Consider the following 15,217-nt stretch of genomic DNA (forward strand, 5'->3'; position numbering starts at 1 on the left):
GCGGGTATCGTCAGGGATATCGACACAAACTGATGTTCGTCTGGATCGAGGGTCATTGTCTGGGGATTGAAGGTGAACCACTCAGCCGGCGGCTTGATATCCGTCTGTCCTGGCATGTAACCTATGTGCACTTCGTAGATACCGCGCCCATCGCCGCTGTTGATGACAGCGATCTCGGGCAGGTCGTAGCTCTCCCCTTGAATCAGCGGGCACTCTAAGACGATCCTGGCAGTATCCGTGGCCACTCCCCAGCTAGCAGCGGAAGCCACCGTACTAACGATGAGAGTCATCGGGGCTGCTGGCACTACCACCGCTGCCAGCGAGAAGATCAGCACAAGTGCTGCTACTATGTAAACCATCTTTGCTTTCATTTCTCTGCTCTTGTTATTGGTTTTGTACTTAGGTACTACTCCGATTAAAATCCCGTCCGAGAAGAATGCGACGAGTTTTAAGCGGAACTTAGAGTGGAGTTTAAATAAGAAAACCTCAAGCGATAGGCTTCTCTGCCCAGCTTAAAGGCTTGTTTTTGGGCAAAACCATAGATTCACCATACTTCCTTATTAGCCGATATTCATTTTTTTTAGTGAATCCTCGGTTTTCCCGTATGTGATTGTGGCTATCTGCAGGAAGTGCCTGGCGAAACGCTCATATAAATAGTAACACAAGATGCGCCATTTGTCTGTAGAGAAACTCTGTATTTTTTGTGGGGAAAGTATGTATCTTTTAGTGTGGGGAAAACCCTTACAAAAATGGGGTTTTTTGTAGGGAGGCCTTGGCACAGGTCAATATCGTAGTGCGGGCCGGCGGGCTCAAGGATGCTGGCTATAAGAGAGGCCACCCATGTTGGCTAGCCCCAGTAATCCGCCTGGCTAGCATATTTGCGCCACTGCCCGTTGTGAAAGCGATAGTACTCCTGGGGGCATAGCAACATTGGTATCACCCTCGATACCTACTCCCACGTGATGCCCAGACTCCAAGAAGCAGCGGCACTTCGCTTCGAGAAAGGGCTACAGGAAGCCTCAGAGCAGCCCTCTCAGGAAATGTTTGCAAATGGTTAGCAATTCTGGCCTAGCCGGTTGACAGCATGTGATTATTGTATGTATATTAGAAAGAGCGCCCGTAGCTCAGCGGACAAGAGCATCGGTCTTCGGAGGATGAGCAAGGCACGACGTCCCATATAGTCTGAGATAGTTACGCTGTCCGCTCCGGCACCCAAAACTACGAGACGACACATTTTACCACAAAAACTACCACCGTCGGGGAGCGTCACGGGGAGCGTCACCCATTCTCGGATAGCCCCCCAATCAATCCAAGTCTAATATTAAAATCGGCTTAGTTTAGGGGGGCAGGTCAGAGATCCATTAGGATGACATAGATACGATGGTATATGGTATAGAAATGAGAAGGGGAAATGCCTAAAGCGAGGGTGAATGGGATCAGCCTCAACTACAATGTAGAGGGACAGGGAGAACCCTTAATCTTGATGATGGGCTGTGGGGGCCCGGGTCGTTTTTGGTTTTTCCAAACCCGTGTTTTCAAAAAGCATTACAAGGTCGTTACCTTTGATGCCAGAGATGCTGCATTCGGAAAAACAGATAATCCAAGCGAACCTTATACTATGAAGACGATGGCGGATGACACGATCGGTTTGATGGATCATCTTGGCATTGATCGAGCTCATATACTGGGATTCTCGATGGGAGGTATGATTGCGCAGGAGCTTACCATCAATTATCCCGAACGGGTACAAAAGCTTGTCTTGGCGTCGACGGTCTCGTCGGCAAGTCAAATTGCCCCAGAGTTGCTGGGACTTTTTGGTCTCCATGAGGATTTCTCTGACGGGGACTGGGCAAGTGTAGATGTTAGGCAGGGCTTCGGCTCGGCAACTTCCCTAGCTTTCAACAGCAGGCTGTACAGGATGCTTGTGGGGCTGCTATTCCCTATCTGCGATAGATTGGGTTGGTTTGAGCGTCTTAAGGGGCAACGTGGGGCAGTTGCAGGTTGCGATACCCTCGACAGGCTGCACACCATTAGAGCTCCAACCTTGGTGATTGTGGGAACTGAAGAAAGGTGTGTGCAAATTCACGTCTCAGAGGTGATGGCAAGCAGGATACCGAATGCTAAGCTGGTCAAAGTTGATGGCGGGTCACATGCACAAGTTTTTGAAATGAGGAGTAGATTTAACAAGGAGGTCTTGGATTTCTTGCGCAGTGGCTGATTGTGATCCAACTACCAATGGGTATTTTGTAGATGCTATTGAGGTAGAATTATTAATGACTGTTTGTGCGTTGCACTATTATAGTACAAGCAAATCAAACATCCCTATGTTCGTGAATTGGTAACCTCTGAAGCTGTGGTAGGTTCAGGAACCATCTGAAGTAGTGACCTCAATTTGGGCTGGACTGTGCTGCAATGACCAGCCCCCGGTTATTATATCACTCCCAGAGTTAGACTTTCCGGTATTTGACCTGCACCCACTATTTTGTCCACTTATCAGTTTAGTATTGCCAGCATTATACCACCACAAGACAAGGAGATTTCTCTACTGCTGAACCGACTCCTGGGTGACGTTAGGTTAATCAAGTAGCCGCCAGTCCCAGGACGAAGCCCGCTCGGGCAAGGCAAGGCTACGCTGGCGTTCAAGTGAGGCAATAAGAAGGGGAGCTATCTTAACATCTCTAGTAGACCGCTGTTCTATTCACTTCAAGCTATCTTGAGAAGAGTTTCAAAAGAGAAGCGAAAATACCACCAGGTAATAATGTAAATAATCCCACAAAAAGAGCACCTAGACCTATAACCGATAGTACAAGGTTAATCGCCCAACCCGTCTCTAGCCAGCTGATTATATAGCCGATTAGAACGGCTACTCCAATCAATGAGAGTCTAGCAATAATGCAAAGGCGATTATCGTCTTCATGAGACTAATAATTTTGACAATACACTGGTTCATCGCCCAAAGTATCACCTGTTGCTACAAGTGTAATACAATATCCTGTACTACTCTGAGAACATGGCACAATATTAACGGTCATATAATAACGATTTCCCGTTGACTGGAACTCATAATCAACATTGCCGTATACGTGCAATGGAGGACATACATAAATAAGATGGGGTTCATCTATGTAAAAATTATCGTTTTTATTGTCATTAATAGTCGCAGAATAGTAGCGTTGACAACACTCAAGGTTGGCGGTGAAATTGCTAAACGTCTTTGTGATTCCTTGACCTGCATCCTCACAACTGAAGACTACAGCCCAAGATTTGTAGTCTGACATGCAAGTTACAGTGCATGGTGTCTGAGTGGGTGTGGGTGTTGGAGTTGGCGTCGGAGTGGGGGTAGGAGTCGGTGTGGGAGTTGGAGTCGGTGTGGGCGTTGGAGTCGGTGTTGGGTACAGTGTAGGTGTAGGTATCGGTATCGGTGTTGGTGTGGGTATGAGTGTTGCCATAGAGGTAGGGGTAGGAGTTGGGGTAGGGATAGGAGTAGGAGTAGGGGTGGCTGTCGGTCCTGCAGTGCCAATTGCAATAATCGAAACTATAGCAATTAGGCATATTGCTATTATTACCACGAGAATTATTTTCATTGGCTCCCCCCAATCCGCCTGGCTGTACTCTTTGCGCCATTATAGCAAAATTGGCATTACCCTTGATACCTACTCCCACGTGATGCCCGGACTCCAAGAAGCAGCGGCACTTCGCTTCGAGAAAGGGCTACAGGAAGCCTCAGAGCAGCCCTCTCAGGAAATGTTTGCAAATGGTTAGCAATTGTGGCCTAGCCGGTTGACAGCATGTGATTATTGTATGTATATTAGAAAGAGCGCCCGTAGCTCAGCGGATCAGAGCATCGGTCTTCGGAACCGAGGGTCGAGGGTTCGAATCCCTCCGGGCGCGTATCTTAGTAAAACTCTCCTACAGACATTTTGCCGACAAACCTTCTACGTACGCTTGCGCCTGAGGTGTTGATCCCAATTATTTTCTACCTGCATCGTCAGTCTCCCACCTAAAGCCCTGCCCTACGGCTGCCGAGTTGCGGTAATCCTCAACCTGACGTCGCTGCTCGTCAGGATTCCACCCTAGTAATCGCCCCATCTCGCGCGCTATAGTATCTGTAGCATCCAGTCCCTGACATGAGCGCATTCCCACGGTACTGCGGCGGAGTAGGAAGTCGCTCAATGTTATTGCTCCCTCATCGATAGAGTACCAAACTTGGGCAAGAATATCCGGGCTATGAGGACAGAGATTCTGGCCTCCCCGTGCATCCTTTTCAACCAGGTCGAGCACACGGCGGAAGCGAGAGCCGTAGAGGTTACCAAGGTGAGTAATAGTATCCATGGAGAGACCGCTTTCAAGCGCAGCTTGCTCCATTGCTTCTTGTGAAGGAGACGGTGCTCCGGGCAGAGGAATTTTTGCCGTGCTGCTGAGAGTTTTTAGGCCAAGCTTGCGACAAACCAGATTCACTGTATCCTCCGCTACAGCACGGTATGCTGTTATCTTGCCACCTAATACCGATATAAAACCACCCACACCATCTTTTTTCTCATGATCTATAACCTGGTATTTCCTGGACAAGTCTCTTGTACTTCGGCTACCCGAATCAGCCAGGGCCCGCAACCCTGCCACGGTATATAATACGTCCCCCAATTCCAAACTAGGGAAGGCTTCACGCACGCCTTCGAGTATATATACCACGTCCTCTTTCTTGGCTTCTACGATATCCAGGTCTCCCGAGTACTCTGTGTCAGTTATCCCAATAAGGGAGTAGTCCAACCATGGAATAATAAAGAAATGCCTCCCTTTGGCGATGGAGAACATAGCAATGGCGTGGCGGGAGATTTGAGGTGTAACGATATGAATACCTTTGCTTCGACGCACTACAGGTGGCGAGCCTGTGCCCATCATCTCGACTACCGACTGTGCCCAGTGACCTGTAGCGTTTACCACGAGGCGTGATCTCACCTTATAAGCTTCCCCTGATAGGACATCGCGGACCTGCACCCCCGAGACAGAGCTGCCTAATCTCTGGAGTCCGGTAACCTCGGCATAATTGACTGGAGAGGCACCGAGTTCTGCAGCTGCGATGACGTTTTCCAGGCAAAGCCGCTCCACAAAGGGAGCCTGGCAGTCATAATAGAGATAAGAGCCCTTCAGCCCCTTCAGTTCCAGGTCTGGCTCCATTTCTATAGTCTCATGACGGGTAAGGCGCTGACGCGAAGGAAGAGACTTATCGAATGAAAGCATATCGTAGAGGGGTAGTCCGAATGCCAGCGCCACCCGCTGCGAGGTACTGTTCATCGGTATAATAAAAGAACGGGGATGCACCAGGTGGCTAGCAATAGAGAGGAGTATCTCCCGCTCCCGGAGACCCTGACGCACCAGACTAAAATCAAGATGTTGCAGGTAGCGCAACCCCCCGTGAATAAGTCTCGACGAGCGGGAAGTCGTGCCAGAGGCGAAATCCTGCTTCTCCAGGAGTAGGGTATGAATACCGCGGAGTGCAGCATCCCGGGCGATACCTGCACCCATAATGCCTCCTCCTACGACAATAAGATCGAAGGTCTCAAATTTAAGACTATCGAAGTCCCTCTTGCTCATATAATCCCCCCCTTCTAATAAATCCAGTTCTAGTATTTTACCTGGACCGATTTTTGGGGTCAGGTCACTTCATAGAGTAGGCTTGCATCGGTCCGTTTCATGTTTTCCACGGAGACTATAACATTCACCAGCAATATGTCAACAGTGTCCCTGAATTGCTCGAGCAGCGAATGGCTGCATTGCACTATGCCAAGTCATGCCTATTTGCTTTCACTGCAATAAAAGTGGCACAGTTCTTGCTACACTACAAAACAGATGTCGTAGTGGCTAAAGAAAGCTTGTCAGGGAAGGGCCTGGATATGCATTTGCTGATGCCGGCGTAGAAACCATACAAACGGAAAATAGGTCTTTGAATGAACTGATGGGCTAAATACTAAGGAACTTGCCTTCAAGCTAGAGGATGATGTTGCCGTAGTCAAATCGTCGAGCCCATTTAAATATCTCAAGCCACAGTATCCTTTGAGACAGTGTCCAGGAACTGTTCAAAGCAGCCATAGACCTAACGTTCAAGATGCGACGTATCGTTCAGGACATTCTCATTAGTTGGTTTCTACGATTAAGATAGCCCGGCAAGGTAGATAAAGGAGCTAGCGAAGAGGAAATCTCAAGTAGTTAACATTATGTCATTTGTCAGGAGCTAGAGAGGAGAATATCGCTTAAAGTTCGATTTTAGGCGACAGTGAGCGGCATTCTGCATTTTCTATTTTGAGTGGCCGTCTATTCCAGCAGCAGCCAGTATATCCGGGACCACTTCCTCTTTGCCGATTGCCATTATATGTACTCCATCGCAGATTGAATTTTTTTTCAGTGTGGCGATCATGCGGCCGGCAATCTCTATACCCTTGTTGAGCGCCTCACCCTTGGGAGCGCTCGCCAGTTCATCGATCAGGTTCTGGGGCACAAATATGCCCGGTACGTTCTCGTTCATATACTTCGCCATTCTGGCTGATACCAGCAGGACTATCCCTGCCAGGATCTTGACGGGGAACTGTCGGGCATAGTCCATGAACTTGCTGAAGTTATCCAGGTCATAGATTGCCTGGGTCTGGATAAACTCGGCTCCGGCCTCCACCTTCTTTTCGAACTTGATCAGCTGGGGTTCGATAGGGTTTGCCTCTGGAGTTACTATGGCCCCGGCACAGAACTCAACCGCACCATCGAGGTCGTTTCCTCCCAGGTCCTTTCCCGATTCCATTTGTCTGATTGTCCTGAGCAGTTGGACCGAGTCGAGTTCGAAAACGCCTTTGGCCTCCTTGTGATCTCCAACCGGTATGGCGTCACCGGTGAGGCAGAGGACATTCCTTATATCCCTGGTGTATGCCAGCAGGAGTTCGGCTTGAAGCGCCATTTGATTACGGTCGCGGCAGGTCATTTGCAGTATAGGTTCGCCACCTCGCTCTCTGATCTCCAGGCAGCCGCCGATAGAGGGAAAGCGCATCACCGAGCTCTGGTGATCGGTAACATTTAAGGCGCTCACCTTGTCCTTGAGGATGTCTATATGGTGGCGCATCTTCTCGATGTTGGTGCCTTTTGGCGGGCCGATCTCGCTGGTCACTATGAACTTACCGGAGTTAAGCGCTTCCTTGAAGCTCATTTTTCTCCTCCTCACTGGATTATGGTGATGCGTGGACGGGGCATCACCTGGGAATTCCTGGGGGGATGGTACTTTTTCATCAGGTCTAGCCTGCCTTGCTGCTTGAGGCGATTGTAGATAAGCGTCCAGGCGCAATCTTTATCAGGGTCGACTTCGCATTTTCCATTGTTTGTGCCGCCGCAGGGCCCGTTCAGCATTCCCTTGTGGCATGCGGTGAGGGGGCAGATACCGGCGGTATAGCCCAGCACACATTGGCCGCACTGGTCACAAACCTCGTGGAAGCAGCCTGGCCCATCCTCGAAGCCGATGAATAGGGTGTCCAGGGCGGGGATGACCGGCTTTTCCATATAGGAGCCTACTCTCTGCACCCCCAGGGCGCAGGACATCACCAGGAGGCAGTCAGCACTCTGAATGGCGCCATTTACTTCGCTCAGGGATACCTCGGTCATCTCATCGCAGGCGGTGGGAATGACCGTCCATCCGCTGACCATCTTGTCCAGGCCCTGCAACCTCTCCTTCATATCCAGGACCTCTTCCCTGCCGCCGGTCCTGGTCATGGTAGCGCAAGTGCCACAGCCAATGATGTAGAGTCTTTTCAGTCCGTCGAGTTGCTGCTCGATCTCCTCAAGAGACTTTTGCCTAGTAATTGATTTCATGCTCTACCTCCGTAGAATAAATCCGAATTTCTAAATTCGGAACGAATTCAAAATCCCCATACTGAATATTTAAAATGCAGATACCAAATGTGACAACCCGAGCATAGATCCCTCAAAATACTTCTGTCACTTCGATTCCTCTGGATAACACCATTTCAGAGGGTACACCGGTTATTAGTGATTTAGAGGTCAATATTTCATGTTTCCAGGTCGCACCTCAGGCAACGCCTGGCTTCTTGCCTGGCTACCTCCTCGGAGAAGCCTCGCTCGATCTCTTCAAAGGTAGTTTTTCTTTCCTGAGCAAGAAGCTTCGGCATCTCTAACCTGGGCTGGATTTCCCAGGATTCCTCGCCCTCTTGGCCGCCTTTTTCTCCGTTGCCCCTCTGCCTTAGATCGTACATTTCCACACGTGAGGTATCGTCCCTAAGATACTTGTCTATTGCAATGGCCACTCTCCTCCCGGCAGCGACGGCGTCTATGATGAAACCTGGCCCGAAGACAAAGTCCCCTCCAGCAAAGACACCGGGAACATTGGTCGACAGAGTATTGCTATCGACAGCTAGCCTCTCCCATCGAGTGCGCTCTAGAGCACTATCGGCGGGTAGAAACGACAGGTCAGGGGCTTGACCTATGGAAACAATAACTGTGTCTGCCTCAACGAAGAACTCGGAACCGTAAATCGGGACAGAGCGTCGCCGTCCGCTCTCGTCCATCTCACCCAACCTCCTCCTGATACATTGAAGTCCGGTTACCCTCCAATTATCGCTGACCATCCGGACGGGGCTAGTTAAGAAATTGACTTTAATGCCCTCAGCCACGGCTTCCTCGTAGTCGGCATCGGTGACAAGCACCTGTTCCCGTGCCATCATTTCATAGGCGTTTACTTCTTCGGCTCCAAGGCGAACAACGGTAAGGCAAACATCTAGTGCCACATTGCCAGCACCGATAACGGCCACTCTTCGTCCAATATTGATCGGCCGTCCGATCTTCACATCGCGCAGGAACTGAAGACCATAGTAGAGTCCCTCTATGCCTTCAACTTCGCCGGGTATACCTACACGCTGGCTTCTCTGAGCCCCAGCGGCGATAAACACTGCATCGAACCCTTCTCTCTTCAGATGATCGATGGTGTAGTTGGTATTGATCGGGGTGTTGTATTTTATTTCCACTCCCTTTTTGGCGATATAATCGATTTCCCTCTGGATAACCTCTCCTGGCAATCGGAATGCTGGGACGGCGACGGAGAGCATCCCTCCACCTAATGGCAGCGCCTCAAAGACTGTAACTGGATAACCTGCCTGAGCCAGAAAGTAAGCGCAACTCAGCCCGGTGGGCCCTGCTCCGACCACAGCTACTCTCTGGCTCTGGGTTTGGGGGAAGGGTTCCGGTGGGGGCAATTCACCCGCGTGGTCGAAATACCAGTCGGCGGCGAAGCGCTTGAGTGGTCTTATAGCTACTGACTCGTCGAGTTCCCCGCGGCGGCAGCGCCCCTCACAGGGATGATGGCAGATGCGGCCACAGATCGAGGGAAAGGGGTTCCGCTCCCTGATTGTTTCAATAGCATCCAAATATTCGCCCGCGGCGATGTGAGCCACATATTTGGGTATGTTGATCCCCGCCGGACATGTATGCTGGCAGGGGGATATCATCAAAGCATCGCAGACTGCACCTGGGCATTTCTTCTCCTTTATGTGGGTCTCATACTCACCGAGGAAGTATTTGAGAGTGGTAAGCACAGGGTTGGGGCAGCTCTGGCCAAGGCCACAGAGCGAGCATTCCTGGACAACCTTGGCGATAGTGATCAAAGTGTCGATGTCTTCATCACGTCCCTTTCCCTGGGTGATCCTGGTCAGGATCTCCAGCATTTGCTTGGTCCCTAAACGGCAAGGGATACATTTCCCGCAGGACTCTGCTTGGGTGAAACTGAGGAAATATCTAGCTATTTCTACCATACAGGTGCTATTGTCCATCACCACCATTCCGCCTGAACCCATGATAGAGCCGAGTTTGGCCAGGGAATCGAACTCCACAGGGACATCCATAAACTGGGTTGGAATGCATCCACCCGAAGGGCCGCCTGTCTGTACCGCCTTAAACTGCTTACCCCGGGGGATACCGCCTCCAATATCGAAGATGATAGAGGCAATGGAGGTGCCCATAGGCACCTCGACCAATCCGCTAATGGCAATCTTCCCGGTGAGGGCGAACACGGCTGTTCCCTCATTCTTCTCCGTGCCCAGGCTGCTGAACCAGTCAGCTCCCTTGCTTATGATCTGCGGGACATAGGCGAAGGTCTTGACATTGTTCAGCACGGTTGGTTTGCCATCCAGCCCCTTTTCCACCGAGCGAGGTGGTGTCTGTCGTGGCATACCTCGTTTGCCCTCAATAGAGCGCATCAGTGCCGTGGACTCCCCACAGACGAAGGCCCCTGCCCCTTCGCGAATCTCAATATCGAAGCTGAAGTCCGAGCCGAAAATATTCTTGCCCAGAAAGCCATGCTGTATCGCTTGGAAGATCGCTATCCTGAGCCGCTCAACCGCCAGGGGGTATTCGGCACGGACATATATGTAGCCCTTGCTGGTTCCCACAGCGTACCCGGCAATAGTTAACCCTTCGATAACTGCATGAGGATCGGCCTCAAGGATGGAACGGTCCATAAATGCACCCGGGTCACCTTCATCACCGTTACAGATGACATACTTGGGCGTGCCCACGGCTCGGCGACATCCCTCCCACTTGCGTCCGGTGGGAAACCCTGCACCACCACGGCCCCTTAGGCCGGACCTCTTGATCTCCTCGATGACCTCCTCAGGCGTCATCTTAACAAGAGCCTTCTCTAAGGCTTGGTAACCGCCATTGGCAATATAGTGATCGATTTTCTCAGGGTTTATGTGTACAATGTTTTGCAGGATAATGCGCTGCTGTTTCTTGTAGAAGTTTATGTCTGAATAGAGAGGTACGGCTTGCCCAGTCACGGGGTCACGGTAGAAAAGACGCTCAACCGGCTTGTCATCGCGAAGATGGGAACTCACAATCTCCGCGACGTCCTCAGTTTCAACATGGGTATATAAGATGCCGTCGGGCTCAACGAGCACATTAGGCGCCTCGGTACAGAAATCATCACAGCCGGTGAACTCCACCTCTGCGTTTGTTAGCCCTTGCCTCTCTACCTCGACCTTGAATGCCTCGTAGATGGTATCAGCTCCTCTGGAGATACTCCCTGTCCCTCGCCAAACGAAGACGGTGCGGTGATTCACCATGCTACCCCCCACCCTTCCTGTTTGCGAAGAGTTGAGCTATCTTCTTGGGATTCATGTTGCCATGGGTGTCCTTTCCAACGACTATGTTGGGTGCCAAGGCACAAACGCCGATGCAGGCAACGGTCTCCAGGGTGTATTCAAAATCGGGACTAGTCTCACCTTCTTCGAGGCCGAGATGATGCTTTACCAATTTAAGTATGGTCTTTCCGCCACGTACATGGCATGCGGTGCCTCGGCATACCCGGACAATCTTTTTCCCGCGGGGGGTAGTGTAGAGCTGTTCATAGAAGGTGATCACCCCCTGCACCTGTGTTGGGAAAAGGCCGGTACCTCTGGCTATGAGCTCTATTGCCTGGGGGGGAATATATCCGCATTCCTGCTGGATATCCTGAAGCAAGGGGATTAAGGGCCACCCCTGATATCGGTAGCTCTCTATGATCTCGACTATCCGTGTCATGTCGGGTTCAGGCATTTTCTGAAGATTACCCATGATGTTAAATCCTTTTCAGCCTTACGGCACATGCTTTGAGTGCTGGGGTCTTTGCCCGGGGATCAAGAACGATATCAAATAGTTGATTGACAGGTGCCCGCGGGAAGCAAACAGGCATGAAAAGAACCCCTTCAGGTAGCGCATCGGTGAGTCTGGCTACTGCCGTTACCTCACCTGCGGGCGATATAACCCTGACCTGGTCACCCTGGCTTATCCCGACCCGCTTAGCATCAGACTTGCCAAGTTCTACGAATGCCTCTGGCGAGAACTCTCTCAGGCGTGGGGACCTGGAGCTTCTGGAGCCGTTACCGGCATGGTAGAGGATGCTCCCGGTTAGCAGGGTGAGATTATAACTGTCTTTTAATGTCTCCGTTGGCGGCTCATATTGCACCGGGGAGAAGCGGCCGAACCCGCTGGGAAACTGGCCCTTGTACAGGCGCCTTGCTTTAAGCGGGTCACGGTCCAGCTTAGCCCGGGATATAACCTTGGGCTCTCTTTCCTCTGTGACCTGATACAGCGGAACCAGTTCCCGCATTTCATCCATGACCTGCTGGAGTGAGGAATAAGGCATCGGATAGCCCATTTTATTGGCTAGCCTGAGGATTATTTCCCCGTCTGGTAAGCTGTCACCAAGTGGCTGGATAACCCTGCGCACCTGTTGTACCCTTCCCTCGAAATTGGTGAAGGTGCCTTCCTTTTCGGCGAAGCTAACAGCAGGTAGGACTACCTTCGCCAGTTTGGCTGTCTCGGTAAGGAACATGTCCTGAACCACTAGGATATCGAGGGATTCCAGCGATTCCCTTATCAGTGCCGGGTTGGGGAAGCTCAAGAGTGGATTCTCTCCCATGATGTACATACCCTTGAGCTTTCCCTCTCTTGCGCGGTCCATCATTTCTATAGCGGTTAGTCCGGTATCAGCAGGCAGTTCAGTTCCCCAGCGATCTGCGAACTTCTTCCTTGATTGCTTATCCTCCACCGGCTGGTAGCCGGGGAGCAGATCAGGCAAAGCACCCATGTCACACGCGCCTTGCCCGTTGCAGTCCCTTTGTAGCGCAAAAATGCCTCCACTGGGCCCGATGTTCCCGGTCAGCATGGCCAGATCAGCAAGCGCTGTTACGCTATCGGCTCCAGTTATATGCTGGGTGATCCCCTCGCCATAGATAATCGAAGCAGAGTTCGCTCCGGCGAATAGCCGTGCTGCGTTACTCACCTCTTCACAGGGAACACCGGTGACCTCCTCCACGTACTCAGGCGTATATTTAGCTATAGCATTGCTGAGTGCCTCAAAGTTATCTGTTTTTCTGGCAACAAACTCTTCATCTAAAAGGCCCTCATCGATAATAACCCTTGCCATACCATTTATGAGAGCTATATCTGTACCGATATGGGGTCTTAGCCAGAGTTTGGCAAACGAAGCAAGTCTTGTTTGTTGTGGGTCAACCAGTATTAACCTGGCGCCTTTATATTTGACTGCTCGTTTCAATGCATAGCTAACAATAGGGGCAGATGAGGCAGGGTTAGCCCCGATAACCATGAGCACCTGTGATTCTTCAATGGCATCAATATGGTTTGTGGTGCCTGGAAAGCCAACGGCCGATCCCAGGCCGATAATATTTGCTGTGCTATACATACGACTGCCGTTGTCAATGTTGTTGGTGCCCAACACACTGCGAGCCAACCGCTGTAACAGGTAATTTTCCTCGTTGGTGCACTTGGAGGAACTTAGAAAAGCTAGGCTACTGGGGCCATTATTCTGCTTTATCCGGATGAGTTCGGCGGCTACCAGTTCCAACGCATGTTCCCAGGATATCGCCTCAAAGTCTCCGTTTACCTTTACCAGGGGGCTGGTTAGTCTTTCGGGGCTATGCACGAAATCGTAGCCATAGCTTCCCCTGACACAGAGTGTGCCATGGTTGACCGCACTTTCCTTAGCCGGTCTCGATCTTAATATTAGGTTGTCTTTAACCTCAAGGTCGATGCTGCACCCACAGCCGCAAAGCGGACAGATAGTTGATACTGTTTTCGACGCTGTACCGCTGTATGTCCGCTTCTTCTCCATTAGCGCGCCGGTGGGACAAATTGCAACACAGATGCCGCAGAAGGTACACTCTGATTTTTCCAGTGAAACATCTTGCAGTGTCGCTGGCTTTGATGCAAACCCACGGTTCATGTAGTCGATAGCGCCCTCGACAACTAGTTCGTGATCCGCCCGGATGCACTTAGCGCACAGGATACATTTGCTCAGGTCTCTCTCGATGAAAGGGTTAACCTCTTCAATTACGGCTGGCTGGGGTATCTTACAGAGATCCACCAACCCGATTCCCAAATCTGAAGCGATCCTGCGTAGCTCGCAGCGGTTACCCTTATCGCACACCAGGCAGGAGTCGGGATGGCTTGCCAGTATAAGTTTGATAATAGTCTTGCGGCATTCCTCAACCTTGGGTGACTTGGTATTGATTACCATTCCCGGGTTTATGGGGGTTACGCAGGATGCCAGGAGTGCACCTGCGCGTTCGTCTTCAACCAGACAGATGCGACAGGCTCCAATCGGGGTTAGATGGGGATCGTGGCACAGTGTGGGTATTTCTACACCAGATTCTCGCGCTAGTTCCAGTAAAGTCATTCCGGGGTGGCCGCTGACCTCAACTCCATCAAGTGTAATAGTAATAGCTTCCAATAGTAGTCTCCCTGACATTTAGGGGCTAGGCATCTTATAGGTCCGACACGGTTACATGTAGCATAAGGGCTCAGTCCGAAGCTGGAGCAGGCCTTTGCAGACGCTTTCCCACATAATGGACAGCCCTTATAGCATTCACCAGTTGAGCGCTTGCAGCTCGCTTAGGGATGAAACCATAAGCTCCTATCTGCTCGGCGGCAAGGATATTCTCCTCGTCGTCGTATTGAGATAACATCACAACTCTCGTTTGAGGGTATTTGTTATATATCTGCTTGGTCGCTTCTAGACCGTTCATTTCAGGCATCACTATATCCATTATCACAATGTCAGGGGAAAGATTACCTACTTTTTCCAGCGCATCTTTCCCATTCTCAGCTTGACCAATCACTTCAATGTCAGTTTGTAGCTCTAGTACAGATTTGATGCCGTCCCTGACTACCCAATGGTCATCCACTATCAGCACTTTTATGCGCTTGGTTGCCCTTTCCAGAATTGTATGGGCTCTGGAGGCTAACGCACCAGGCTCAACCGGCTTTGAAACATAGTCCTCGGCATCCATCAACGCTGCCTCGTCTCTCCTCCACCCCTTGACGAGTTGCTTTTCAGGGGGTGCATCCATGACTATAATGGGCAAATCCTTGGTCTTGGGATTCTCTCTCAACCATTGATGCAGCGAGAACGCTTCTCCACGGGGGCTCAGTGTTCCCAGAATTACCAGGTCAGGATTTAGCGTCTTGACTGCTTCCTGTGCCTCTGCTTTGCTGGAGGTGGTAACAACCTCACATGCCGCACTCGTCAGAGCGCCTTTTAAAGCTGAGGCAAAATCCGGTTCGTCATCTACGATTAGGATCTCTCTCTTCTCCACCCGCTTCTCTTCCATGAATCTCCTCCCGCTATTTACTATGATATATTTATTATAAATCGCCCGCGTCTATACGTGAATAGGGA

At 50.8% G+C, this 15,217-nt stretch carries 10 protein-coding genes and 1 tRNA gene; 2 read left to right on the forward strand and 9 right to left on the reverse strand.

Annotation, left to right across the window (positions count from 1 at the left end; all coding sequences use genetic code 11):
- Window positions 1-371 (reverse strand): hypothetical protein (locus VMX96_07035; GenBank protein ID HUU63653.1); only part of this gene is annotated, 371 nt, incomplete at its 3' end.
- A 1,040-nt stretch (window positions 372-1,411) separates the two neighbouring features.
- On the opposite strand from VMX96_07035, the gene VMX96_07040 reads away from it, so the two are divergent.
- Entirely contained in the window at window positions 1,412-2,218 is an 807-nt protein-coding gene (locus tag VMX96_07040; GenBank protein HUU63654.1) for an alpha/beta hydrolase, read from the forward strand.
- Window positions 2,219-2,921: 703 nt separating this feature from the next.
- Here the strand turns inward: VMX96_07040 and VMX96_07045 are convergent.
- Window positions 2,922-3,584, reverse strand: coding sequence for a hypothetical protein (locus VMX96_07045; GenBank protein ID HUU63655.1), 663 nt, complete (start codon window positions 3,582-3,584; stop codon window positions 2,922-2,924).
- A gap of 233 nt (window positions 3,585-3,817) precedes the next feature.
- On the opposite strand from VMX96_07045, the gene VMX96_07050 reads away from it, so the two are divergent.
- Window positions 3,818-3,891, forward strand: a tRNA-Arg gene (locus VMX96_07050).
- Between the two features lie 78 nt (window positions 3,892-3,969).
- Here the strand turns inward: VMX96_07050 and VMX96_07055 are convergent.
- The 7 genes from VMX96_07055 to VMX96_07085 form a co-directional block, all read right to left on the reverse strand.
- Window positions 3,970-5,592, reverse strand: a complete 1,623-nt coding sequence (locus VMX96_07055) for a glycerol-3-phosphate dehydrogenase/oxidase (protein HUU63656.1) — start codon at window positions 5,590-5,592, stop codon at window positions 3,970-3,972.
- A 700-nt stretch (window positions 5,593-6,292) separates the two neighbouring features.
- On the reverse strand, window positions 6,293-7,186 hold the full coding sequence (locus VMX96_07060) for a methylenetetrahydrofolate reductase (GenBank protein HUU63657.1): 894 nt from the start codon (window positions 7,184-7,186) through the stop codon (window positions 6,293-6,295).
- Window positions 7,187-7,197: 11 nt separating this feature from the next.
- A complete protein-coding gene (locus VMX96_07065; protein HUU63658.1) occupies window positions 7,198-7,842 on the reverse strand; it encodes a methylenetetrahydrofolate reductase C-terminal domain-containing protein in 645 nt (214 codons plus the stop codon).
- A 197-nt stretch (window positions 7,843-8,039) separates the two neighbouring features.
- On the reverse strand, window positions 8,040-11,102 hold the full coding sequence (locus VMX96_07070; protein ID HUU63659.1) for an FAD-dependent oxidoreductase: 3,063 nt from the start codon (window positions 11,100-11,102) through the stop codon (window positions 8,040-8,042).
- A 1-nt stretch (window position 11,103) separates the two neighbouring features.
- Window positions 11,104-11,592, reverse strand: a complete 489-nt coding sequence (gene nuoE / locus VMX96_07075) for an NADH-quinone oxidoreductase subunit NuoE (protein HUU63660.1) — start codon at window positions 11,590-11,592, stop codon at window positions 11,104-11,106.
- A gap of 4 nt (window positions 11,593-11,596) precedes the next feature.
- The gene (fdhF, locus tag VMX96_07080) at window positions 11,597-14,269 is read right to left on the reverse strand and encodes a formate dehydrogenase subunit alpha (GenBank protein ID HUU63661.1); all 2,673 of its coding nucleotides are present in this window, start codon (window positions 14,267-14,269) and stop codon (window positions 11,597-11,599) included.
- Between the two features lie 70 nt (window positions 14,270-14,339).
- Window positions 14,340-15,149 (reverse strand): response regulator, encoded by an 810-nt coding sequence (locus VMX96_07085; protein ID HUU63662.1) that lies wholly within the window; start codon window positions 15,147-15,149, stop codon window positions 14,340-14,342.
- Window positions 15,150-15,217 lie beyond the last annotated feature (68 nt).

It is taken from the genome of Dehalococcoidia bacterium (assembly GCA_035528575.1).
Taxonomy (GTDB): Bacteria; Chloroflexota; Dehalococcoidia; order E44-bin15; family E44-bin15; genus DATKYK01.

What these genes read in the sequence shown, in the direction of transcription:
- VMX96_07070 (HUU63659.1), bottom strand. Translation starts at nt 11,102, where the DNA reads ATGGTGAATCACCGCACCGTCTTCGTTTGGCGAGGGACAGGGAGTATC.
- VMX96_07065 (HUU63658.1), bottom strand. Translation starts at nt 7,842, where the DNA reads ATGAAATCAATTACTAGGCAAAAGTCTCTTGAGGAGATCGAGCAGCAA.
- nuoE (HUU63660.1), bottom strand. Translation starts at nt 11,592, where the DNA reads ATGGGTAATCTTCAGAAAATGCCTGAACCCGACATGACACGGATAGTC.
- VMX96_07040 (HUU63654.1), top strand. Translation starts at nt 1,412, where the DNA reads ATGCCTAAAGCGAGGGTGAATGGGATCAGCCTCAACTACAATGTAGAG.
- VMX96_07055 (HUU63656.1), bottom strand. Translation starts at nt 5,592, where the DNA reads ATGAGCAAGAGGGACTTCGATAGTCTTAAATTTGAGACCTTCGATCTT.
- VMX96_07085 (HUU63662.1), bottom strand. Translation starts at nt 15,149, where the DNA reads ATGGAAGAGAAGCGGGTGGAGAAGAGAGAGATCCTAATCGTAGATGAC.
- VMX96_07045 (HUU63655.1), bottom strand. Translation starts at nt 3,584, where the DNA reads ATGAAAATAATTCTCGTGGTAATAATAGCAATATGCCTAATTGCTATA.
- VMX96_07060 (HUU63657.1), bottom strand. Translation starts at nt 7,186, where the DNA reads ATGAGCTTCAAGGAAGCGCTTAACTCCGGTAAGTTCATAGTGACCAGC.